We start from the raw sequence: 22,064 nt of genomic DNA, 5'->3' as shown, positions 1-22,064 counted from the left end.
GGCCAGGGGGGACTGCGCGATCACTGGTCGGAGGCGTAGCCTTAATCCCCGCTGTCCACCATCCCAAAAGGAAGCGGAAGAGGGCGGTTGCCCCGATGTCGCCACACCCTGAAACCCCCAGCTCGGCAAGCTCCACTGGCTTCGGCCCCAATGAGTGGCTCGTCGACGAGATCTACCAGCAGTACCTCCAGGACCCGAACTCGGTCGACCGAGCCTGGTGGGACTTTTTCGCCGACTACAAGCCCGGTACCGAGGTGACTCCAGTGACCCAGGCCGCAACCCAGGTCGGCTCCGTGCCGACCCCCGTTGCTGCTCCTGCTGCCCCTGCTGCTCCCGCCGCCGCACCGGCGCCCGCTGCACCGGCCGCGCCGGTCCAGCCGGCCGCCGCGCCGCTGGCAGCAGCCCCTGCCGCGCCGCCCGCGCCGAAGGCCGCCGCCCCGGCTGCGCCCGCGCCGGCCGCGCAGGGAACCGAGCTCGTCCAGCTGCGCGGCCCCGCGAAGGCCGTCGCCACGAACATGGACGCCTCGCTGGAGGTGCCGACCGCGACGTCGGTGCGTGCCGTCCCGGCCAAGCTGCTGATCGACAACCGCATCGTCATCAACAACCACCTGCAGCGCGCCCGCGGTGGCAAGGTCTCCTTCACCCACCTGATCGGTTACGCGCTCGTCCAGGCCGTCAAGGCCTCGCCGGGCATGAACCACAGCTACAAGGTCGAGGACGGCAAGGCCTACCTGGTCAAGCCGGAGCACGTGAACCTCGGTCTGGCGATCGACCTGGTCAAGCCGAACGGCGACCGCCAGCTCGTGGTCGCGGCGATCAAGAAGGCCGAGACCCTCGACTTCTTCGGCTTCTGGCAGGCCTACGAGGACATCGTCCGCCGCGCCCGCGCCAACAAGCTGACCATGGACGACTTCACCGGGGTCACCGTCTCGCTGACCAACCCCGGCGGCATCGGCACCGTCCACTCCGTGCCCCGCCTGATGCAGAACCAGGGCACCATCGTCGGCGTCGGCGCCATGGAGTACCCGGCCGAGTTCCAGGGCTCCTCCCCCGACACCCTCGCGCGTCTCGGCGTCTCCAAGATCATGACGCTGACCTCGACCTACGACCACCGCGTCATCCAGGGCGCCGCGTCGGGCGAGTTCCTGCGCACGATCCACCAGCTCCTGCTGGGCGAGCACGGCTTCTACGACGAGGTCTTCGAGTCGCTGCGCATCCCCTACGAGCCGGTGCGCTGGGCGACCGACGTGGCCGCCACCCACGACGACGAGGTCAACAAGACCGCCCGCGTCATGGAGCTCATCCACGCGTACCGCGTGCGCGGCCACCTGATGGCCGACACCGACCCGCTGGAGTACAAGCAGCGCAAGCACCCCGACCTGGACGTCGTCCAGCACGGCCTCACCCTGTGGGACCTGGAGCGCGAGTTCGCGGTCGGCGGCTTCGGCGGCCAGAAGATGATGAAGCTCCGCGACATCCTCGGCCTGCTGCGCAACACCTACTGCCGCACCGTCGGCATCGAGTACATGCACATCCAGGACCCGAAGCAGCGCAAGTGGCTGCAGGAGCGCCTGGAGAAGCCGTACACCAAGCCCGAGCGCGAGGAGCAGCTGCGCATCCTGCGCCGCCTCAACTCCGCCGAGGCCTTCGAAACGTTCCTGCAGACCAAGTACGTCGGGCAGAAGCGCTTCTCGCTGGAGGGCGGCGAGTCCCTGATCCCGCTGCTCGACGCGACGATCGACGCCGCCGCCGAGCACCGCCTGGACGAGGCCGTCATCGGCATGGCCCACCGCGGCCGCCTGAACGTGCTGGCGAACATCGTCGGCAAGCCGTACGCCCGGATCTTCGGCGAGTTCGAGGGCAACCTCGACCCGAAGTCGATGCACGGCTCCGGCGACGTGAAGTACCACCTGGGCGCCGAGGGCACCTTCACCGGCCTGGACGGCGAGACCATCAAGGTCTCGCTCGCGGCGAACCCCTCGCACCTGGAGACCGTCGACCCGGTCGTCGAGGGCATCGTCCGCGCCAAGCAGGACGTCCTGGACCAGGGCGGCACCACCTTCCCGGTGCTCCCCATCCAGGTCCACGGCGACGCGGCCTTCGCCGGCCAGGGCGTCGTCGCGGAGACCCTGAACATGTCTCAGCTGCGGGGCTACCGCACCGGCGGCACGATCCACCTCGTGGTCAACAACCAGGTCGGCTTCACCGCCGCCCCGGCCTCCTCCCGCTCGTCGATGTACTGCACCGACGTGGCGCGCATGATCGAGGCGCCGATCTTCCACGTGAACGGCGACGACCCCGAGGCCGTCGTCCGCGTCGCGCGGCTCGCCTTCGAGTTCCGGCAGGAGTTCCACAAGGACGTCGTCATCGACCTCATCTGCTACCGCCGCCGCGGTCACAACGAGGCCGACAACCCGTCCTTCACCCAGCCGCTGATGTACGACCTGATCGACAAGAAGCGCTCGGTCCGCAAGCTGTACACCGAGGGCCTGATCGGCCGCGGCGACATCACCATGGAAGAGGCGGAGCAGGCGCTCCAGGACTTCCAGGGCCAGCTGGAGAAGGTCTTCGCCGAGGTGCGCGAGGCGGCCACCGCGCCGGCCCCGGCCACCAACGGCAAGCCGGTCGCCGACTTCCCGGTCTCCATCCAGACCGGCATCTCCGAGGAGATGGTGAAGCGGATCGCCGCCTCGCAGGTCAACCTGCCGGAGTGGCTGACCGTCCACCCGCGTCTGCTGCCGCAGCTGCAGCGCCGCGCCGCCTCGGTCGAGGACAACACCATCGACTGGGCCATGGGCGAGACCCTCGCCATCGGCTCGCTGCTGATGGAGGGCCACCCCGTCCGCCTCGCCGGCCAGGACAGCCGCCGCGGCACCTTCGGCCAGCGCCACGCCGTCCTCATCGACCGCAACACCGGCGAGGACTACACCCCGCTGCTGTACCTGACCGAGGACCAGGCCCGCTTCACCGTCTACGACAGCCTGCTGTCGGAGTACGCGGCGATGGGCTTCGAGTACGGCTACTCGCTGACCCGCCCCAACGCGCTGGTCATGTGGGAGGCGCAGTTCGGCGACTTCGTCAACGGCGCCCAGACCATGGTCGACGAGTACATCGCCTCCGCCGAGCAGAAGTGGGGCCAGCACTCCGGCGTCGTCCTGCTGCTGCCGCACGGCTACGAGGGCCAGGGCCCGGACCACTCGTCCGCCCGCCCGGAGCGCTTCCTCCAGCTCTGCGCGCAGAACAACATGACGGTCGCCATGCCGACCTCGCCGTCGAACTACTTCCACCTGCTCCGCTGGCAGGCCCACAACCCGCACCACAAGCCGCTCGTCGTCTTCACCCCGAAGTCGATGCTGCGTCTGAAGGCCGCGGCGTCGGCCCGGGCCGAGTTCCTGTCGGGCTCGTTCAAGCCGGTCATCGGGGACACCACGGTGGACCCGTCGCAGGTGCGCAAGGTCGTCATCACCTCCGGCAAGTTCTACTACGACCTGGAGGCGGCCCGCGCCGAGCGCGGTGTCACCGACACCGCCCTCGTCCGCGTCGAGCGGCTCTACCCTCTGCCGGTGGCCGAGCTCCAGGAGGAGCTGGCCCGCTACGGCGACGACGTCCAGTTCGTCTGGGCGCAGGAGGAGCCGGCCAACCAGGGTGCCTGGCCGTTCATCGCGATGAACCTGGTCGACCACCTGCAGGTCGTCGTCGGCCGCAACGCCAACGGCGCCCGCCTGCGCCGGGTCGCCCGGACGGCCTCCTCGGCCCCCGCGGTCGGCTCGGCCAAGCGCCACGCCGCCGAGCAGCAGGCCCTCGTCGACGAGGTGTTCTCGCTCTGACGCGCCGTCGCTGACGCACCGTCACAGGGCCCGGTCCCGCCGTCCAGGCGGGGCCGGGCCCCGGCCTTTCCCACGCACGCCCCGGCGTCCCCGGCGCCCCGGCTCTCCTGCCGGGGTGTCAGGTCGCTACGGTAGGGCCCGTCGTACCGCACCTCCGGGGGAGCCGCCGCATGTCCAACGATCTGCCGTCCGTGTTCCAGCCGCTGCAGCCGGAGGACCCGAGGGAGGTCGGCGGCTACCGGGTCTTCGCCCGGCTCGGCGCCGGCGGCATGGGCCGGGTGTACCTCTCCTACACCCCGGGCGGCCGGCCGGTCGCGCTGAAGGTGGTGCGCGCGGAGTTCGCCGAGGACGGCGAGTTCCGGCGGCGCTTCGCCCAGGAGGTCGCCAACGCGCAGCGGATCCACGGCCTGTACACCGCGCAGGTGATCGACGCCGGCCCGGACGCCGATGCCCCGTGGCTGGTCACCGCGTACGTGCCCGGGCCCTCGCTGCAGCAGGTGATCCGCGAGCACGGCGCGCTGCCGCCCCGCACCGTGCTGCTGCTGGTCGGCGGCATCGCCGAGGCGCTGCAGGCGATCCACGGGGTCCAGGTCGTGCACCGGGACCTCAAGCCGGCCAACGTGCTGGTCGCCTCGGACGGCCCGCGGGTCATCGACTTCGGCATCGCCCGGGCCGCGGACGCCACCGCGCTCACCGGGACGGGGTACCGGATCGGCTCCCCCGCGTTCATGTCGCCCGAGCAGGCGCAGGGCAGACCGGTCACCGCCGCCACCGACGTCTTCGCGCTCGGCGCGCTCGCGGCGTACGCGGCGGGCGGCGCACCGCCGTTCGGCGAGGGCCCGGACACCGCGGTGCTCTACCGCGTGGTGCACGAGGAGCCGGACCTGGCGGCCGTCCCGGCCGGCCTGCGGGAGCTGCTGGCGCGCTGCCTGGCCAAGGACCCGGCGCGGCGCCCCGCTCCGGCCGAGGTCATCGAGGCGGCCCGCAGCCATCCGGCGGTCGGCGGCCAGCTGCGGTTCGCCGACGACTGGCTGCCCGACCGGGTGAACACCGAGATCACCCGCCGCTCGGACCTGCCGCGCACCCCGCCGACCCCGTTGCCGGTGCCGCCCGCCGCGCCGCCGATGCCGACCGCTGCGGCCACCGCGCCGTCGATCGGCGCCCCGCCGGCCGCCGCCCCGCCGTACCCGGCGCCGCAGTACCCGGCCGCGCAGTCCCCCTACCCGGCGCCTCCCCACCCGGCGTCGCCGTACCCGACCGCGCCGGCCGGTGCGGTGCCGCCGCCGGTGGGCGCGTTCGGTCCGCCGCAGCCGGCCGGCGCCCCGACCGTGCCGGTGGCGCCCGGCCCGCAGCCCGGTCCGCACTCCGGTCCGCCGGCCGCGGGCGGGCCCGTCCGCCGGGGCGGCGTCTCCTGGAAGACCCTGCTGGCCGTGGCCGCGGCGACGGCGGTGGTCGGCACCGGGGTCGGCGTGGCCCTGTCCTCGGGGAACGGCGGTGGCGGTACGGGCGGCAGCACGCCGAGCGCACAGGCCGACGGCACCCGCCGGACGGCCGGCGGGTCGCAGGACTCGGCGGCGCCGACCGCCGCGCAGGGCGGCAAGGGCGGGTCCACCGGGAAGCCCGCCGGCGGGTACACCCCGGTCTACACCGACCAGGTGCTCTCCAGCCCCGACTACACGTACGTCTTCGACCTGACGACCGGCAAGGTGGTGTCCTCCTCGACCAACCCGGCCTGGGTGCTGGAGCCCAGTTACGGCCACTTCAACTGGTCGAGCGGCTCGGACGCCTTCCTGACCACCGAGAACCACCTCACCCCGGCCGAGTGCGCGACGGGCGTCGAGCAGCAGCCGGTCGCCGACGTGAAGTACGAGGCGCTGCCGGTCGGCGGGCTGTTCTGCCTGCGCAACCGGGAGAACGGCGGCATCGTCGTGGTGAAGACCGTCGAACAGGGCAACACCAGCGACTCCCGGGCGAAGGTCTCGATCAGCTACTTCCGCCGCAACGGCTGATCGGCGGCGGACTATCCTGACCGGGTCACACCCCACCGGACCGGAGCACAGCGTGTACTTCACCGACCGAGGCATCGAGGAGCTGGAGAGCCGTCGCGGCGACGAGGAGGTCACCTTCGAGTGGCTGGCCGAGCGGCTGCGGGAGTTCGTCGACCTCAACCCGGACTTCGAGATCCCGGTCGAGCGGCTGGCCACCTGGCTGGCCCGGCTCGACGACGAGGACGAGGACTGATCCGCAGCACCGCGAAGGGCTGCGGACGCCGCACGACGAGGGCCCGGAAGGCATCCGCCTTCCGGGCCCTCAGGCGTCTCGGGGTCGCGGTGTCCGGGTCGGGTCGGGGTTGACTTCGAAACCTCGCGATATATCGTGTCTATCAGTCGACGCGATATACATCGCGAAACGGGAGGACGGGGAACCATGAGCGAGTGGACGGTCGAACAGCCCGACAGGATCACCATCGACGAGCCCGTCGAGGCCCTGCACGTACGGATCATGAGCGGCGCGGTCAACGTCGTCGCCGCCGAGGGCCCGGCCCGCCTGGAGGTCACCGAGCTGGAGGGCGAGCCCCTCAACGTCGACCTGACCGGCGGCGTGCTCACCGTGGCCTACAAGGACTTCGACTGGAACGAGCTGAGCGAGACGGTGAAGTCCGTCCAGTCGGTGAAGGCCTTCCTCTCCTCGCTGCGCCGCAAGCGGCGCGCCGTCGTCTCGCTGGCCGTCCCGGCCGGCACCGAGGTCAAGATCGGCTCCGCCTCCGCGGACACCACCGTCTCCGGGGTCACCGGCCCGGTCGCCGTGCACGGCGCGAGCGGCGCCACCACCCTGGTCGGGCTCTCCGGCCGGATCCAGGCCAACACCGTCTCCGGCGACGTGGACGCCCAGTCGGTCTCCGGCGAGCTGCGCGTCAAGTCCGTGTCCGGCCAGCTCACCGTGGTCGCCGGCACCGCCGACAAGGTGCAGGCCAAGACGGTCAGCGGCGCGGTCACCCTCGACCTCGACGTCCAGACGCCGACCGACATCACCGTCACCACGGTCAGCGGCCCGGTCGGCGTCCGGCTGCCCTCGGTCGCCGACGCCAAGGTCGAGGCCGGCACCACCACCGGGGACGTCACCTCCACCTTCGCCGAGCTCACCGTGGCCGGCAGCTGGGGCGCCAAGCGGCTCTCCGGCCAGCTCGGCAGCGGCACCGGCCGCCTCCAGGTGACCACCGTCTCCGGCGCGATCACCGTGCTGCACCGGCCGGAGGACGAGGACGCGCCCCCCGCCAAGGAGCTCACCGCCGGCCCGGACGGCCCCGACCTGACCAAGCCCGACCTGACCGAGGAGGCCTGAGCGATGTCCCCCGTCTTCGGCCACGGCCGGCTCCGCCTCTACCTCCTCAAGCTGCTGGACGAGTCCCCCCGGCACGGCTACGAGGTGATCCGCCTGCTGGAGGAGCGCTTCCAGGGGCTGTACGCGCCCTCCGCCGGCACGGTCTACCCCCGGCTCGCGAAGCTGGAGAAGGAGGGCCTGGTCACCCACAGCACCGAGGGCGGCCGCAAGGTCTACCGGCTCACCGACGCGGGCCGCGCCGAACTGGCGGCCCGTCAGGACGAGCTCGCCGAGCTGGAGGTGGAGATCCGCGACTCCGTCGCCCATCTCGCCGGCGCGATCCGCGAGGACGTCCGGGACACCGCGAAGGACCTCCGCGAGGAGCTCTGGGGCGCCGCCCGCCAGGCCCCCCGGCCGGAGCCCGCGTCCGGCGGCGGCGACCCATGGGCCGGCCCCTGGGGCGACAAGGAGGCCTGGCAGCGCGCCAAGGAGGAGTACGAGCGGTTCAAGTCCCAGGCCAAGGAGCAGGCCAAGCGCGCCAAGGAGCAGGAGCGCGCCGCCAAGGCCAAGGCGAAGGCCGCCGAGGCGGAGGCCCGTCGGCTGCGCGAGCAGTCCAGGGCCGCCCGCACCGCCGCTCAGCAGGAGGCCCTGCGGATCAAGCGGCGGGTGGAGGAGCAGGTCCGCGAGCACACCGCCCGCGGCGAGTGGTCCACCGGGCTCGCCGAGGGGCTGGCCGAGCTCACCCGCAGCCTCGGCGGCCTGGCCGACGCCGCCCGCTGGGGCCACCCGGCGCCGGCCGAGGAGGTCCGGATCACCCGGGTCGACCTCGACGAGGACGGTGCGGACGACGCCGCCACCGAGGAGCTGCCCGGCTGGGCGCGCACCGACCCGGACGCCGACCCGGCCCGCGAGCTGGAGCGGCTGCTCGACCGCTTCCGCGACCACGTCCGGGACACCGCCCGCGACGGCGGGGTGAGCGCCGATCAGCTCGCCCGCGCGCAGGCCACGCTGGCCGCCGCGGCCCGGCGGCTGTTCGGCTGAGCGCACGTCACGGCGGAGGGGCCCGACGGACCGTCGTTTCTCGGGCCCCTCCGCCGTGTGTCAGGGCTCCCGTGTCAGGGCGTCAGCACGATCTTGCCGAAGACGTCGCCCTTGGCGAGACGGGCGAAGCCCTCGCGCGCCTCGGTGAGCGGCAGCACCGAGTCGATCACCGGCCGCACGCCGGTGTTGGCGCAGAGCGCGAGCAGGCCGGCGAGCTCCTCCTTGGTGCCCATGGTGGAGCCGACCACCTTGAGCTCCAGGAAGAAGATCCGGTTCAGCTCGGCGGCCTTCGGGCTCGGGCCCGAGGTGGCGCCGGAGATCACGATCGTGCCGCCGGGGCGCAGCGACTTCACCGAGTGCGACCAGGTGGCGGCGCCGACCGTCTCCATCACGGCGTCCACCCGCTCGGGCAGCCGGGCGCCGCTCTCGAAGGCGGCGTCGGCGCCGAGCTCCACGGCGCGGGCGCGCTTGGCCTCGTCCCGTCCGGTGACCCAGACCCGCAGGCCGGCGGCCTTGGCGAGGACGACCAGCGCGGTGGAGACACCGCCGCCGGCGCCCTGGACGAGGACGGTGTCGCCGGGCTTGACGCCGGCGTTGGTGAAGAGCATCCGGTAGGCCGTCAGCCAGGCGGTGGGCAGGCAGGCGGCCTGCTCGAAGCTGAGCTCGGCGGGCTTGGGCAGCAGGTTCCAGGTGGGGACGGCGACCTTGCCGGCGAAGGTGCCCTGGTAGCGCTCGGTGAGGATGGAGCGCGGCTCGGCCGGGCCGACGCCGTGGCCGCTCTGGCCGACGACGGAGTGGATGACCACCTCGTTGCCGTGCTCGTCGACACCGGCGGCGTCGCAGCCGAGGATCATCGGCAGGCGCTCGGCGGGCAGGCCGACGCCGCGCAGCGACCAGAGGTCGTGGTGGTTGAGGGTGGCGGCCCTGACGTTGACGACGCTCCAGCCCTCGCGGGCTTCGGGCTCCGGGAGTTCGCCCAACTCCAGTGCGCTCAGCGGGTCGTCCGGATCGATGCGGGCGGCGTAGGCAGCGAACATGGTCCGGACGATATCGGCGCGGGCGGGGCGGCCGGTACCACGCAACCGTGTGACCTGCGCTACCGGAGGAACGCACCGGGGGCGCGTGGAGGCATGGCCTCCGCGCGCCCCCTGGGTGGTACGCCCCGGGCGACGGGCCGTCAGGCGCGGGCGACGCCCTCGGCCCGGGCGGCCTCGGCGACGGCCTTGGAGACCGCCGGCGCGACCCGCTCGTCGAAGGGCGAGGGGATGACCTTCTGCGGGGTCAGCTCGTCGGCGACCACGGCGGCGAGCGCCTGGGCGGCGGCGAGCTTCATGCCCTCGGTGATCCGGGTGGCGCGGACCTGCAGGGCGCCGGCGAAGATGCCGGGGAAGGCCAGCACGTTGTTGATCTGGTTCGGGAAGTCGCTGCGGCCGGTGGCGACGACCGCCGCGTACCGGTGCGCGACCTCGGGGTGGATCTCCGGGTTCGGGTTGGCCATGGCGAAGACGAAGCAGCCCTCGGCCATGGTCGCGACGACGTCCTCCGGGACGGTTCCGCCGGAGACGCCGATGAAGACGTCGGCGCCGGCGAGCGCGTCGGCCAGCGAGCCCTTGAGGCCGGTCCGGTTGGTCAGGGCGGCGATCTCGGCCTTGACGTCGGTGAGGTCCTCGCGACCCTGGTGGACCACGCCGCGGCGGTCGCAGACGGCGACGTCGCCGATGCCGGCGGCGAGCAGCATCTTGGCGATGGCGATGCCCGCGGCGCCGGCGCCGGAGATGACGGCGCGCAGGGTGCCGACCTCGCGGCCGGTCACCTTGGCGGCGTTCCACAGCGCGGCGGTGGTGACGATCGCGGTGCCGTGCTGGTCGTCGTGGAAGACCGGGACGTCCAGGGCGTCCTGCAGCCGGCGCTCGATCTCGAAGCAGCGCGGGGCGGAGATGTCCTCCAGGTTGACGCCGCCGAAGGACGGGGCCAGCCGGACGACGGTCTCGACGATCTCGTCCACGCCGGTGCAGGCCAGCGCGATCGGGACGGCGTCCACGCCGCCGAACTGCTTGAAGAGGATCGCCTTGCCCTCCATCACGGGCAGCGACGCCTCGGGGCCGATGTCGCCGAGGCCGAGCACGGCGGTGCCGTCGGTGACCACCGCGACGGTGTTGGACTTCCAGGTGTAGTCGTTGACCAGCTCGGGCTGCTCGGCGATGGCGGTGCAGACCCGGGCGACACCGGGGGTGTAGGCGAGGGACAGGTCGTCCGCGTCGCGCACCGGAACCGTGGCCCGGACCTCCATCTTGCCGCCGCGGTGGAGCGCGAAGACGGCGTCGACCGGATCGTCGGTGTCCTGGGTGTTGGGGTGGATGATCTCCGCTGCCACGTTGACCTCTTCGTCAATGATCAGCGAGGACGCCCGGCCGACGGTCGATCGACACCGCGGACGCCGCCACGGGGGACGGCGACGCCGGGTACGCGAGGCGTACCCGGTGTCCGGGGTCGGGGCGCGGCCGTCGGGCGACGCCCTCGAAATGAGGGTTTTGGGTTCTGCGTGCTGTCCGGTCGTGCCCAGGCGCATCCGCATCGGGACGGACGGTGACACACCGGCGAGCCTAGGTGGGACAAAGGCACCGCACCTGTGCCTTTTCGTCCTCGTCGTGTGCCGTTCACCGCACGGAGGCCCTTGACATTGCCCGGATCCCGGTGGAATCCGACAGCCCGGACCGACCCGCGGCAGGACGGTACACGCACCCGCAGGAGTGAACGCAGACACGGAGGGGAGCTGGTGCCTCGGCTACGGAGTCGGCGTCGTCGACTTCCGGTCCTGCGCACCCCGAATCCGCCCCGCTCGATTGTGAGCAGCGGAATCGGCGGTCTGCCTTCGTTCGTCGGGGGTTACCCGATACCAGATTCTGACATACCCGCGACCTCGGACAGCAGGGCGGGATGGCAGGATCACATTTCCCACACCGACATCCGGACGCTCCCGTTCCGCTCGCGGACGGTACCTTCCGGCCAGCAGCGCCACCCTCGCCTGCTCCACCGCTCCCCCGCTCCCCCAGGAGGACCACCGCATGCACGCCTTCGCGCCCCGCCCCGCCCGCACCATCGCCGCGGGGGCTGCGCTCGTCGCGGGAACCCTGCTGCTGACCGCGTGCGGCAGCTCCGGCCCGGCCAAGCCCAGTGAGGACGACCTGCACGGCCGGCTGCCGGAGAGCATCCGCACCAAGGGGGTCCTCAAGATCGCCTCCGACCTGAACTACGCCCCGGTGGAGTTCAAGGCCTCGGACGGCTCGGCGGTCGGCATCGACCCGGACATCGCGGCCGAGCTCGGCAAGCAGCTCGGCGTGAAGGTGGAGATCGCCGACACCGCGTTCGACAAGCTGATACCGGGCCTGCAGGCCGGCGACTTCGACCTGGCGATGTCCGCGATGACCGACAACCGGCAGCGCCGGGAGGGCACCGACGACGCCGGCAAGGTGGTGAACCCGGGCGTCGACTTCGTGGACTACTTCATCGCCGGCACCCAGATGCTCGTCCCCAAGGGCAACCCGGAGAAGATCGCCAAGCTGGACGACCTGTGCGGCCACACCGTGGCGCTGCAGCGCGGCACCACCCAGGACGCGATCGTCGAGCGGCAGGTCGGCGCCTGCGCCCGGGCGCACAAGCCGCTGACGGTGAAGCTGTTCGACAACGACACCGAGGCGCTCGCCGAGCTCGCCGCGGGCCGCGCCGACGCCGACCTGAACGACTACCCGGTGGCCGCGTACGTCGCCGCGAAGGGCGGCCCCAACGGCGCCAAGTTCGACATCGCCGGCGCGCAGCTCCAGCCGTCACCCTACGGAATCGCCGTGAACAAGAAGAACACCGAACTGCGGGACGTTCTGGTCAAGGCGCTCAACCAGATGATCCGCGACGGCTCCTACGAGAACATCCTCCAGAAGTGGGGCGTCGCCGCAGGTGCGGCGCAGAACGCCGTGGTCAACGGCGGCTTCTGAGTCCGGACGCTCCGGCCGGGTTCCCCGGCCGGGCGCCTCCAAGTCTGCATACTTATACGCAGGGTGACAGGGGGCCGGAATTCGTCCGGATAGCGGACAAGAAGGCCCCCCGTTATCCGATTTTGATCTGAATCGGGGCCCGTTCACCGTCCGTGAGTGGCAGGATTCCACCCAACTCGGATCGAACACCGCCTCCCCCGAGGCGCCCCTCTCTGCGAGGCGGTCCGACGCGCGCTCACCTCGGCGGAGGGTGGCGACATGCACGGCTTGAATTTTCGAACAAGTGAACGGCCGGCCCGGCGCCGCACGACGGAGTGCGACCAAAGGCCGGGCGACCGCCACCCCCCGGCGTAGCGCTCCGCTCGTCTCTCCCCCAGGAGGAGATCCCCCTCATGACCGCTCGCACCCTGCGCCCCCGTCTCGTCGCGGCCGGCGCCGCCCTCGCGGCCGGCACCCTGTTCCTCACCGCCTGCAGCTCGTCGTCGAGCAGCTCCGGCTCGGGTGCCGCGACCCCGACGAGCTCCGTCAAGGCCGCGTCGGCCGACCCGTCGCTGGCCGCCCTCGTCCCGGCGGACGTGAAGTCGGGCGGGAAGCTCACCGTCGCCACCGACGCCTCCTACGCCCCGAACGAGTTCAAGGACGACAAGGGCGCCATCGTCGGCATGGACGTCGACCTGGCCAAGGCCATCGCCGCGAAGCTGGGGCTGCAGGCGGACGTCCAGAACGCCGACTTCACCTCGATCATCCCGGGCATCGCCGCCAAGAAGTACCAGCTCGGCATGAGCTCCTTCACGGACACCAAGGAGCGCGAGCAGACGGTCGACATGATCACCTACTTCACGGCCGGCTCCGCCATCGCCGTGAAGAAGGGCAACCCGGACAAGATCGACCCCAAGGACCTCTGCGGCAAGAAGGTCGCCGTCCAGACCGGCACCACCCAGGCCGACGAGATCAAGGACGTCCGCAACCCCGAGTGCGTCAAGGCCGGCAAGCAGCCGATCCCGGGCGACGGCGACAAGTTCTCGCTGCAGACGGACGTCACCCAGGCCCTGGTGGCCGGCCGCGACCAGGTCATGATGGCCGACTCCCCGGTCATCGACTACGCGCTGAAGCAGACCAACGGCCAGCTGGAGAAGATCGGCGACACCTACGACAGCGCCCCCTACGGCATCGTCGTGGCCAAGAACTCCGAGCTGACCAAGGCCGTCCAGGGCGCCGTCCAGGCCCTGATCGCCGACGGCACGTACAAGCAGATCCTCGACAAGTGGGGTGTCTCGGCGGGCGCGATCGCCACGTCCGAGGTCAACGCCGCCAAGAGCTGACGTTCTCCAACCAACCCCCCGAGGCTACTCAACGTGAACCCTATCGATCAGGGGTCGGTGAAGACGGGACGGCCTGAGACCATCAAGGCCGTCCCGGTCCGCCACCCCGGACGCTGGGCGGGAGCGGTCGTCGTCGCCGTCCTCGCGGCGATGCTGATCCACGCCCTGGTGACCAACCCGGCCTTCCAGTGGTCGGTCGTCGGCGACACCCTCTTCAACGACCAGATCATGCACGGCCTGCTCGTCACCCTCGAACTGACCGCCCTGGCGATGGTCATGGGCGTGGTCGGCGGCATCATCCTCGCGGTGATGCGGCTCTCGCCCAACCCGCTGCTCTCCGGAGTGGCCTGGGTGTACATCTGGATCTTCCGCGGCACCCCCGTGCTGGTGCAGCTGGTGTTCTGGAACTTCCTCGCCGCGATCTGGCCGAAGCTCTCCATCGGCATCCCGTTCGGCCCCGAGTTCGTCTCGGGTTCGACCAACGCGCTGATCCCGGTCTTCGTCGCCGCGCTGCTGGGCCTCGGCCTGAACGAGGCGGCCTACATGGCCGAGATCGTCCGCGGCGGCCTGCAGTCCGTGAGCGAGGGCCAGACCGAGGCCGCGCACGCCCTCGGCATGAGCCAGTTCAAGACGATGAAGCGGATCGTCCTCCCGCAGGCGATGCGGGTGATCATCCCGCCGACCGGCAACGAGACCATCTCGATGCTGAAGACCTCGTCCCTGGCGAGCGTCATCGCCCTGGAGGAGCTCTACCAGGCCGGCCACAACATCTTCTCCCGCACGTTCCAGACCATCCCGGTCCTGATCGCGGTCAGCATCTGGTACCTGGTCCTGACCTCGATCCTCACGGTCGGCCAGTACTACATCGAGCGGCACTACGCCCGCGGCGCCAACCGCACCCTGCCGCCCACCCCGCTGCAGCGCGTCCGCGGCATGTTCACCGGCCGCCGCAAGCCGGCGACCACGCACGACGTCGTCCCGGGTCTGGAAGGAGGCGGTCACCTGTGAGCGACCTTGAGAAGACCCCCGCCGACGCGACCCGCGCGATGGTCCGGGCGGAGCGCGTCCACAAGTCCTACGGCCTCGTCGAGGTGCTCAAGGGCATCGACCTGGAGGTCAAGCAGGGCGAGGTGTTCGTGCTGGTCGGGCCGTCCGGCTCCGGCAAGTCCACCTTCCTGCGCTGCATCAACCACCTGGAGAAGATCAACGCCGGCCGGCTCTACGTCGACGGCGACCTGGTGGGCTACCGGCAGAAGGGCGAGAAGCTCTACGAGCTGAAGGACAGCGAGGTCGCGCTCCAGCGCCGCGACATCGGCATGGTCTTCCAGCACTTCAACCTCTTCCCGCACATGACGGCGCTCGAGAACGTCATCGAGGCCCCGGTGCAGGTCAAGGGCGAGACCAAGGCCGCCGCCAAGGAGCGCGGCATGGCCCTGCTGGAGCGGGTCGGCCTGGCCAACAAGGCCGGCAACTACCCGTCCCAGCTCTCCGGCGGCCAGCAGCAGCGCGTCGCGATCGCCCGTGCGCTCGCCATGCAGCCCAAGCTGATGCTGTTCGACGAGCCCACCTCGGCGCTCGACCCCGAGCTGGTCGGCGAGGTCCTCGACGTCATGCGCGGCCTCGCCGAGGAGGGCATGACCATGGTCGTGGTCACCCACGAGATGGGCTTCGCCCGCGAGGTCGGCGACGCGCTGGTCTTCATGGACGGCGGCGTGGTCGTCGAGTCCGGCGACCCGCGCGAGGTGCTCTCCAACCCGCAGCACGAGCGGACCAAGCTGTTCCTGTCCAAGGTCCTCTGACCTCCGCTCCGCAGACGCCCGCCGCCCCCGAGGACGGCGGGCGTCTTCGCGCCCCGGCCCTCAGGTAATACCCTTGAGGCAGCTTGCCTGTTACCGGCCCTGGAAGGACCATCCGTGGAGCTCGCCTCGTACGCCGACTACGCCGTCCGGCTGGTGAACACCGAGGAGCCGGAACGCGGCCGGGACGCCCTCACCTCGGTGGACGCCGTCCGCGGCCTGTTCGGGACGGCCGGCCGCGCCGCCGCGCTCGCCGACGAGGCCGACCTGCCCCGGCTGCGGGCCGTCCGCACCCGGCTGCGCGGCGTCTTCGAGGCCGCCGCCGAGGGCGACGAGATCCGCGCCGTCGACCTGCTCAACAGCCTGATGGTCGAGTACCCCGTCAGCCCGCTGGTCTCCGGCCACGACTACCTCGACGAGGCCGGCCGCCCGCGCTGGCACCTGCACCTGGCCGACAACGCGGCCACCGCCACCGCCAACTACACCGCCGTGGCCTGCATGGGCCTGGCCATCCACCTCACCGAGCTCGGCGCCGACCGGCTCGGCATCTGCCAGGCCGCGCCCTGCCGCAACGCCTACCTCGACACCTCGACCAACCGCTCGCGCCGCTACTGCTCCGACCGCTGCGCGACCCGCGCCAACGTCGCCGCCTACCGCGCCCGCAAGCGCGAGGAGGCCGCCCGCGCGGCCCTCGCCGCCCGCGACTGAGGCCGTTCGGCACCCGGGGCGATCCCGCCGGGGCGTGTCCTCGAAGGACGGCCGGGTGGTCGGTTCAGGGGTGCCCCCTACGAGGCATCCGCATGCCGTGAAGGCGGCGACCTACGGCTCCACGTCCAGTGGCGCGTGTACGCCGAACCGGGCCGCCAGGCCCGGGAGGCGGCCCAGGACGGCGCCGTTCAGCAGCCGTTCCAGGCTCCGCGGCGGCGCCAGCCAGGCCGGCCGGGGCCGCAGCCGCAGCAGCACCCGGCCGAGCACCAGCTCGGCGGGCACCGCCCCGTACTCCCGGCTGTCCGAGGTCACCAGCGGGTTGTCCGACAGCAGCCACCAGCCGCCCGGACGGCGCCCGACCGCCCGCTTCACCACCAGCAGGTCCTGCCGCAGCGGATGCCGGACCACGACCACCGCACCCGGCCGGATCCGCGCGCCGTACCGGACGAGCACCCGGTCCCCGTCGTGCAGGGAGGGCCGCATCGAGGGGCCCGCCACGTCGATCACCCCGAGCGGCAGCAGCCCGCCGCCGTCCGGCTCCCGGTCCTCGGCCATCCGCCCCTCCCCTGCCCGTGTCGGCCCGTGTCGCCGTCCAGTCTCCAGCATGGCGGCACGCCCGGCGCCCGCCCGATATCGACCGGTTGTGGCTCCGTCTTTTGCCCTAGGCCACCGGGCCGACCGCGAAACGGCCGCTGCGGCGGGGTAATCTCGCTCGCGGGAAGACGATCTAAGGAAGGACTTCCATGTTCTCTCGTCTGTTTGCTCCGCGAGCCACCGCGCACGCCCACTGCGACCTGCCCTGCGGCGTGTACGACCCGGCCCAGGCCCGCATCGAGGCCGAGTCCGTGAAGGCCACTCAGGAGAAGTACCAGGCCAACGAGGACCCGCACTTCCGTGCGCGCGCCATCGTCATCAAGGAGGAGCGCGCCGAGCTGGTCAAGCACCACCTCTCCGTGCTGCACACCGACTACTTCAAGGCCCCGCACTTCGAGGCCTACCCGCAGCTGCACGACCTGTTCAACAAGGCCGGCAAGGCCGCCTCGGCCGCCAAGGCCTCGACGGACCCGGCCACCGGCCAGGCCCTGCTCGACCTGATCGCCGAGATCGACCGCATCTTCTGGGAGACCAAGAAGGCCGCCTGATCACGCATCAGTAACCGGGGGCCCGGCCGCGCGCAGCGGCCGGGCCTCCGGCGTGCCCGGGGCGTCCGGCAGGTCGCCCGGCGGCCGTCGGCGTAGGCTCGTGGCACGGGTCGGGCCGCCCCGGGCCGACCCGCCGCCCCGAGCGAGGGAGGCCGCGATGCGCACCGCTGCGGCACCCCGGCACCACCCGTCCCGGCGGTCCGCCCGCCGGAGGTCCGGCTCGCCGACCGGGCCCAGGTCGGGGCCGCCGGCACGGGTGCGGGAGCCGGGAGGACCGCGGGCCGGAGCAGGTGCGCACGATTGACCTTTCCGCCCGGCGGGTCCGTCCGAGTACCCTCGCCGTATGATCCGCACCGCCGAGGCCGCCGACGTCCCCGTCATCCACGCCATGATCCGCGAGCTCGCCGAGTACGAGCGCGCCGTGGACGAGGCGCGGGCGACCCCGGAGCAGCTGCACGACGCGCTGTTCGGCGAGCACCCGGCCGTGTTCGGGCTGATCGCCGAGGACGACGCCGGCGAGCCGGTCGGCTTCGCCCTGTGGTTCCGCAACTTCTCCACCTGGCGCGGCACCCACGGGATCTACCTGGAGGACCTGTACGTCCGCCCGTCGGCGCGCGGCGGCGGCCACGGCAGGGCGCTGCTGGCCGAGCTGGCGCGGATCTGCACGGCCCGCGGCTACGCCCGCCTGGAGTGGTCGGTGCTGGACTGGAACGAGCCGTCGATCGGCTTCTACAAGTCGCTCGGCGCGGCGCCCCTGGACGAGTGGACGGTCTTCCGGCTGACCGACGGCGCGTTGGCCGAGCTGGGCGGCACGGTGGGGGGTTGACCGGCCGCCCGTCGCCCGTTCCCGTGATCGTGGCCGGAGATCGCGACATCGGCCCCCCGATAGCGGTAACGTCTCGGGCGGATGCGCGGCGTTCCGACTGCCCCGGGTGGGTATGAACCGGTACGTACCGCACCACCCCTCGGACGAGTTGGGGCGAAGCAGTTGAGCGAAGCAAGAGGAAGTGCCGCGGCCGTCCGGCCGCAAGCACCGCGCGTCACCCAGGAGGTGAGGGTGTCCCAGATCGACGGTGAGCCCGACGTGAAGGACTTCGTCGAGGTCCGGCTGCCCGCGGCGGGTGCCTACCTCTCGGTGCTGCGAACAGCGACGGCGGGCCTCGCGGCCCGCTTGGACTTCACCCTGGACGAGATCGAGGACCTCCGCATCGCGGTGGACGAGGCCTGCGCCATCCTGCTCCAGCAGGCGGTGCCGGGTTCCGTCCTGAGCTGCGAGTTCCGGCTGGTCGGCGACTCGCTCAAGGTGACCGTGTCGGCGCCCACGACCGACGGCCGTGCCCCCGAGCGGGACACCTTCGCCTGGACGGTGCTCTCCGCACTGGCCGGCGAGGTGGACTCGTCCGTGGGCGAGGACAACACCGTCATCATCAGCCTGCACAAGAAGCGCGGCGGGTCTCCTGCCCAGCCGTAGCGCCGTGCGCCTCGGGCCGTACGCGCAGGTGCCGCCCGGCGGGGCCGGCGCCCGGCGCGTGCGGCTCCCCCGTACCGCAGTCCGCTGCGGTACAGCCAGTGAGAAGTGCTCCCGGAACGGAACGGGTGATCGCCGTGAGTGATCTGGACCGCACAGGGGCCGCCGCGGTGCCGGCGGCCACCGCAGACGTGGCCGTACCGCCCCAGGCGAGCGCTGCCCGCGTCGCCGACGCCAACCCGACCGACGACGCGTACCCGAAGGACGCCCAGCGGATGACCCAGCCCACCGATCCGACACCGGAGCAGCCCGCCGCGGCGGCCGCGCCCGCGGACGAGGAGCTGTCGTCCGCCGCGACCGCGGTGCGCGGCGCGGTGCCCGCCCAGGGCCACCGCTCGGCGGCGCCGGACCGCGAGGCCGCCCGCGCGCTGTTCGTACGGCTGTCCCAGCTGCCGGACGGCTCGCCGGAGCGGGTGGAGATCCGCAACCAGCTGGTGCGGATGCACATCCCGCTGGTCGAGCACCTGGCCCGGCGCTTCCGCAACCGCGGCGAGCCGCTGGACGACCTGACCCAGGTCGCCACCATCGGCCTGATCAAGTCGGTCGACCGCTTCGACCACGAGCGCGGGGTGGAGTTCTCCACCTACGCGACGCCGACCATCGTGGGCGAGATCAAGCGGCACTTCCGGGATAAGGGCTGGGCGGTCCGGGTGCCGCGCCGGCTGCAGGAGCTGCGGCTGTCGCTGACCACGGCGACCAGCGAGCTCTCGCAGCGGCACGGGCGCTCGCCGACCGTGCACGAGCTGGCCGAGCACCTCGGGATCTCCGAGGAGGACGTGCTGGAGGGCCTGGAGTCCGCCAACGCGTACTCGACGCTCTCGCTGGACGTGCCGGACAGCGACGACGAGTCGCCCGCCGTGGCGGACACCCTCGGCGCGACCGACGAGGCGCTGGAGGGCGTCGAGTACCGGGAGTCGCTGAAGCCGCTGCTCGCCCAGCTGCCGCCGCGCGAGCAGAAGATCCTGGTGCTGCGGTTCTTCCGCAACATGACGCAGTCGCAGATCGCCGCCGAGGTGGGCATCTCGCAGATGCACGTCTCGCGGCTGCTCGCCCGCACCCTGGCCCAGCTGCGGGAGAAGCTCCTCGTCGAGGAGTGAGGGCGGGCCCCGGCCGGCCCGGGGCGGTGACGCAGAAGGCGGAGGGGCGCGGTTCGGACCGCGCCCCTCCGCCTTCGTCCGTGTCCGGACCCCGGATCAGCCCTGCTCGCCGTAGAGGGCGGCGGTGACCTTCGGGTTCAGCAGCGAGACGATGCCGGCCAGGCCCAGCAGGCCGACGGCCACCGCGGCGACCCGGACGGCGCCGCCGCCCTGCCACATGTAGTAGGCCACCGGCAGGCAGATGGAGTTGGTGAGCAGCGCGGGGCTGCGGCCCCAGCGGCGCAGCCGCAGCAGCGCCCGGCCGGCCAGCAGCGGGAGGAGGCCCATCAGCAGCAGGACGGCGGCGCCGGCGGCGCTGCGGCCGGCCGCGGCGTGGTCGCCGGCGAGGGAGGAGACGGCGTCGTAGAGGCCCCATCCGGCGAGTGCGGCGCCCTCCAGCAGGGTGATCGCGGCACCCGTGAGCAGCGGGGCCGGGCGGGGCCCGGCGGGGCTCGTGGCGCCCTCCTGGCCGGCGGCGGGGGCGGGTGCGGTGCGGGCGGTCTTCGCGGTCACTCCAGCAGGGTAACCGCCGCACCTCCGGTACCGACCCGTAGGCTGGCGTTCATGCGCGCTCTCCTGGTCGTGAACCCGATGGCGACCACCACCAGTGCCCGCACCCGCGACGTGCTGATCCACGCCCTGCGCAGCGACCTGAAGCTGGAGGTCGCGCAGACCCGGTACCGCGGGCACGCGGGCGACCTGGCGCGTGCCGCGACCGAGGACGGCGGGGTGGACCTGGTGGTCGCCCTGGGCGGCGACGGCACGGTCAACGAGGTGGTGAACGGGCTGCTCGCGCACGGCCCGTCCGAGCGGGTGCCGCGGCTGGCGGTGGTGCCCGGCGGTTCGACCAACGTCTTCGCCCGCGCGCTGGGGCTGCCGAACGACCCGGTGGAGGCGACGGGTGCGCTGCTGGACGCGCTGGCCGTCCGGCGGGAGCGCTCCATCGGGCTGGGCAAGGCCCTCTCGGAGGGGGAGCCGGACCGCTGGTTCACCTTCACCGCGGGGCTGGGCTTCGACGCCGGCGTGGTGGGGCGGGTGGAGGAGCAGCGCAGGGCGGGCCGGCGTTCCACGCACGCCCTCTACGTGAACCAGGCGCTCCGGCACTACGTCACCGAGCGTGAGCATCGCCGGAACGGCCCCATCACCCTGGAGATCAACGGGCAGGAGCCGGTGCCGGGCCTGGTGCTGTCGATAGTCAGCAACACCTCGCCGTGGACCTTCCTCGGGAACCGTCCGGTGTACCCCTCGCCCTCCGCGTCTTTCGAGACGCACCTTGACATCTTCGGCATCACTCGAATGACGGCGTTCGGCACCGCTCGAACGGTCCGTCAGATTCTGCGGTCGCACACCCCTGCGGACGGCGCCGCGGCGGCCTCCGGACCGAGCGGGAAACACGTCGTCTCCTATCACGACGTCAGACACTTCACCTTGGTTTCACAGGAACCGGCCCCGTTTCAGGTCGACGGGGACCACCTTGGAGACAGGAGTCGCGTCAGTTTCACAGGCGTTCGGCGGGCACTGCGTGTGATTGTGTGACCAGAAGGGGGTCCCACCCTTCTTCTCGAACGCGCTAGCCCCCTTCACCCCATAGAAGTACGGGCTGTGAGCTATGCGACACCGAAGAATCAAAAATTCCTTGCCGAAGGGGGTTGTATCCGGGCCGCAGGTTTGCGAACCTCTACATGGCGATCGGGACGGGCCGCAGCGGGACACGCGGAACTCCCTCGAATCGCCCGAACCCCACCTCAGCGCAGACCACCCGGGCCCGATGGGCCTTTGGTCGCTTTTGCTGTTGAGGGATTCGTGAAAGCGTTCACATTCACAAGCCGTCGATTGCGTCGGCCGGGCCACCGCCCGCCGACCGGAGGAGTTGGACGACCATGGACTGGCGCCACCGCGCTGTCTGCCGCGAAGAGGACCCGGAGCTGTTCTTCCCGATCGGGAACACCGGTCCTGCTCTGCTGCAGATCGAGGAAGCCAAGGCCGTGTGCCGCCGCTGTCCCGTCATGGACCAGTGCCTGCAGTGGGCGCTCGAGACCGGCCAGGACGCCGGCGTCTGGGGCGGTATGAGCGAGGACGAGCGTCGCGCGATGAAGCGCCGTGCCGCCCGCAACCGCGCCCGCACCGCCTGACACGCCGCCAGCACCACCTGATCAATCCATGATCAAAGGCCCTGTCTCCGAGTGTTCCCAGGGCCTTCCGCACGAAGGGTCGCGCCGCACGGCGCGACCCGGACGACGCCGAGCCGCCAGGG

At 72.0% G+C, this 22,064-nt stretch carries 20 protein-coding genes; 16 read left to right on the top strand and 4 right to left on the bottom strand.

Going from position 1 to position 22,064, the window contains the following annotated elements; genetic code table 11:
* Positions 1-95 precede the first annotated feature (95 nt).
* The 5 genes from AB0O09_RS17360 to AB0O09_RS17340 all read left to right on the top strand — a co-directional run bounded on the left by AB0O09_RS17360 (position 96) and on the right by AB0O09_RS17340 (position 8,189).
* Positions 96-3,827 carry a multifunctional oxoglutarate decarboxylase/oxoglutarate dehydrogenase thiamine pyrophosphate-binding subunit/dihydrolipoyllysine-residue succinyltransferase subunit gene (locus tag AB0O09_RS17360; RefSeq protein WP_363542504.1) on the top strand — a complete coding sequence of 1,244 codons (3,732 nt, stop codon included), beginning with the start codon at positions 96-98 and terminating at the stop codon, positions 3,825-3,827.
* Between the two features lie 170 nt (positions 3,828-3,997).
* Positions 3,998-5,836 carry a protein kinase gene (locus AB0O09_RS17355; protein WP_363542503.1) on the top strand — a complete coding sequence of 613 codons (1,839 nt, stop codon included), beginning with the start codon at positions 3,998-4,000 and terminating at the stop codon, positions 5,834-5,836.
* Between the two features lie 52 nt (positions 5,837-5,888).
* Positions 5,889-6,068, top strand: a complete 180-nt coding sequence (locus tag AB0O09_RS17350) for a DUF6104 family protein (RefSeq protein WP_030267971.1) — start codon at positions 5,889-5,891, stop codon at positions 6,066-6,068.
* 186 nt (positions 6,069-6,254) lie between these two features.
* Positions 6,255-7,169, top strand: coding sequence for a DUF4097 family beta strand repeat-containing protein (locus tag AB0O09_RS17345; protein ID WP_363542502.1), 915 nt, complete (start codon positions 6,255-6,257; stop codon positions 7,167-7,169).
* A 3-nt stretch (positions 7,170-7,172) separates the two neighbouring features.
* A complete protein-coding gene (locus AB0O09_RS17340) occupies positions 7,173-8,189 on the top strand; it encodes a PadR family transcriptional regulator (protein ID WP_363542501.1) in 1,017 nt (338 codons plus the stop codon).
* Between the two features lie 74 nt (positions 8,190-8,263).
* On the opposite strand, the gene AB0O09_RS17335 is transcribed toward AB0O09_RS17340, so the two are convergent.
* Together AB0O09_RS17335 and AB0O09_RS17330 are read right to left on the bottom strand one after the other, a co-directional pair.
* Positions 8,264-9,226 carry a zinc-binding dehydrogenase gene (locus AB0O09_RS17335; protein ID WP_344624432.1) on the bottom strand — a complete coding sequence of 321 codons (963 nt, stop codon included), beginning with the start codon at positions 9,224-9,226 and terminating at the stop codon, positions 8,264-8,266.
* 140 nt (positions 9,227-9,366) lie between these two features.
* Positions 9,367-10,563 carry an NADP-dependent malic enzyme gene (locus AB0O09_RS17330; RefSeq protein ID WP_344624433.1) on the bottom strand — a complete coding sequence of 399 codons (1,197 nt, stop codon included), beginning with the start codon at positions 10,561-10,563 and terminating at the stop codon, positions 9,367-9,369.
* Between the two features lie 691 nt (positions 10,564-11,254).
* Between AB0O09_RS17330 and AB0O09_RS17325 the strand changes: the two genes are divergently transcribed.
* From AB0O09_RS17325 to AB0O09_RS17305, 5 genes are all read left to right on the top strand, one after another.
* A complete protein-coding gene (locus AB0O09_RS17325) occupies positions 11,255-12,178 on the top strand; it encodes an ABC transporter substrate-binding protein (protein WP_363542500.1) in 924 nt (307 codons plus the stop codon).
* A 392-nt stretch (positions 12,179-12,570) separates the two neighbouring features.
* Positions 12,571-13,500: an ABC transporter substrate-binding protein gene (locus AB0O09_RS17320; protein WP_363542499.1), complete on the top strand. Its 930-nt coding sequence runs from the start codon at positions 12,571-12,573 to the stop codon at positions 13,498-13,500.
* A gap of 33 nt (positions 13,501-13,533) precedes the next feature.
* Positions 13,534-14,508 carry an amino acid ABC transporter permease gene (locus AB0O09_RS17315; RefSeq protein ID WP_363542498.1) on the top strand — a complete coding sequence of 325 codons (975 nt, stop codon included), beginning with the start codon at positions 13,534-13,536 and terminating at the stop codon, positions 14,506-14,508.
* Positions 14,509-14,546: 38 nt separating this feature from the next.
* Complete coding sequence (locus tag AB0O09_RS17310) at positions 14,547-15,299, top strand: amino acid ABC transporter ATP-binding protein (RefSeq protein ID WP_363542562.1); 753 nt, start codon at positions 14,547-14,549, stop codon at positions 15,297-15,299.
* A 114-nt stretch (positions 15,300-15,413) separates the two neighbouring features.
* On the top strand, positions 15,414-16,004 hold the full coding sequence (locus tag AB0O09_RS17305; protein ID WP_095873204.1) for a CGNR zinc finger domain-containing protein: 591 nt from the start codon (positions 15,414-15,416) through the stop codon (positions 16,002-16,004).
* 111 nt (positions 16,005-16,115) lie between these two features.
* On the opposite strand, the gene sodX is transcribed toward AB0O09_RS17305, so the two are convergent.
* Positions 16,116-16,559, bottom strand: a complete 444-nt coding sequence (sodX, locus tag AB0O09_RS17300; protein ID WP_363542497.1) for a nickel-type superoxide dismutase maturation protease — start codon at positions 16,557-16,559, stop codon at positions 16,116-16,118.
* Between the two features lie 188 nt (positions 16,560-16,747).
* Between sodX and sodN the strand changes: the two genes are divergently transcribed.
* The 4 genes from sodN to AB0O09_RS17280 all read left to right on the top strand — a co-directional run bounded on the left by sodN (position 16,748) and on the right by AB0O09_RS17280 (position 19,771).
* A complete protein-coding gene (sodN, locus tag AB0O09_RS17295) occupies positions 16,748-17,146 on the top strand; it encodes a superoxide dismutase, Ni (RefSeq protein WP_030267960.1) in 399 nt (132 codons plus the stop codon).
* Positions 17,147-17,489: 343 nt separating this feature from the next.
* Entirely contained in the window at positions 17,490-17,972 is a 483-nt protein-coding gene (locus AB0O09_RS17290) for a GNAT family N-acetyltransferase (protein ID WP_363542496.1), read from the top strand.
* A gap of 231 nt (positions 17,973-18,203) precedes the next feature.
* Positions 18,204-18,617: an anti-sigma regulatory factor gene (locus tag AB0O09_RS17285; RefSeq protein WP_344624440.1), complete on the top strand. Its 414-nt coding sequence runs from the start codon at positions 18,204-18,206 to the stop codon at positions 18,615-18,617.
* A gap of 134 nt (positions 18,618-18,751) precedes the next feature.
* Positions 18,752-19,771: an RNA polymerase sigma factor SigF gene (locus tag AB0O09_RS17280; RefSeq protein WP_363542495.1), complete on the top strand. Its 1,020-nt coding sequence runs from the start codon at positions 18,752-18,754 to the stop codon at positions 19,769-19,771.
* 96 nt (positions 19,772-19,867) lie between these two features.
* On the opposite strand, the gene AB0O09_RS17275 is transcribed toward AB0O09_RS17280, so the two are convergent.
* A complete protein-coding gene (locus AB0O09_RS17275; RefSeq protein WP_363542494.1) occupies positions 19,868-20,323 on the bottom strand; it encodes a hypothetical protein in 456 nt (151 codons plus the stop codon).
* A gap of 51 nt (positions 20,324-20,374) precedes the next feature.
* Here AB0O09_RS17275 and AB0O09_RS17270 point away from each other — a divergent pair, with 51 nt between their 5' ends.
* Both AB0O09_RS17270 and AB0O09_RS17265 read left to right on the top strand, forming a co-directional pair.
* Complete coding sequence (locus AB0O09_RS17270; protein ID WP_363542493.1) at positions 20,375-21,346, top strand: diacylglycerol kinase family protein; 972 nt, start codon at positions 20,375-20,377, stop codon at positions 21,344-21,346.
* 344 nt (positions 21,347-21,690) lie between these two features.
* Entirely contained in the window at positions 21,691-21,942 is a 252-nt protein-coding gene (locus AB0O09_RS17265; RefSeq protein WP_030267905.1) for a WhiB family transcriptional regulator, read from the top strand.
* The last annotated feature ends 122 nt before the right edge of the window (positions 21,943-22,064 follow it).

The organism is Kitasatospora sp. NPDC093679 (assembly GCF_040683455.1).
GTDB classification, from domain to species: Bacteria; Actinomycetota; Actinomycetes; order Streptomycetales; family Streptomycetaceae; genus Kitasatospora; species Kitasatospora arboriphila.
The sequence above is the reverse complement of the archived record's forward strand: the minus strand, read 5'-3'. Positions and strand labels throughout refer to the sequence as shown.

What these genes read in the sequence shown, in the direction of transcription:
- AB0O09_RS17335 (WP_344624432.1), bottom strand. Translation starts at nt 9,226, where the DNA reads ATGTTCGCTGCCTACGCCGCCCGCATCGATCCGGACGACCCGCTGAGC.
- AB0O09_RS17345 (WP_363542502.1), top strand. Translation starts at nt 6,255, where the DNA reads ATGAGCGAGTGGACGGTCGAACAGCCCGACAGGATCACCATCGACGAG.
- AB0O09_RS17325 (WP_363542500.1), top strand. Translation starts at nt 11,255, where the DNA reads ATGCACGCCTTCGCGCCCCGCCCCGCCCGCACCATCGCCGCGGGGGCT.
- AB0O09_RS17320 (WP_363542499.1), top strand. Translation starts at nt 12,571, where the DNA reads ATGACCGCTCGCACCCTGCGCCCCCGTCTCGTCGCGGCCGGCGCCGCC.
- AB0O09_RS17340 (WP_363542501.1), top strand. Translation starts at nt 7,173, where the DNA reads ATGTCCCCCGTCTTCGGCCACGGCCGGCTCCGCCTCTACCTCCTCAAG.
- AB0O09_RS17310 (WP_363542562.1), top strand. Translation starts at nt 14,547, where the DNA reads ATGGTCCGGGCGGAGCGCGTCCACAAGTCCTACGGCCTCGTCGAGGTG.
- AB0O09_RS17290 (WP_363542496.1), top strand. Translation starts at nt 17,490, where the DNA reads ATGATCCGCACCGCCGAGGCCGCCGACGTCCCCGTCATCCACGCCATG.
- sodN (WP_030267960.1), top strand. Translation starts at nt 16,748, where the DNA reads ATGTTCTCTCGTCTGTTTGCTCCGCGAGCCACCGCGCACGCCCACTGC.
- AB0O09_RS17360 (WP_363542504.1), top strand. Translation starts at nt 96, where the DNA reads ATGTCGCCACACCCTGAAACCCCCAGCTCGGCAAGCTCCACTGGCTTC.
- AB0O09_RS17355 (WP_363542503.1), top strand. Translation starts at nt 3,998, where the DNA reads ATGTCCAACGATCTGCCGTCCGTGTTCCAGCCGCTGCAGCCGGAGGAC.
- sodX (WP_363542497.1), bottom strand. Translation starts at nt 16,559, where the DNA reads ATGGCCGAGGACCGGGAGCCGGACGGCGGCGGGCTGCTGCCGCTCGGG.
- AB0O09_RS17270 (WP_363542493.1), top strand. Translation starts at nt 20,375, where the DNA reads ATGCGCGCTCTCCTGGTCGTGAACCCGATGGCGACCACCACCAGTGCC.
- AB0O09_RS17265 (WP_030267905.1), top strand. Translation starts at nt 21,691, where the DNA reads ATGGACTGGCGCCACCGCGCTGTCTGCCGCGAAGAGGACCCGGAGCTG.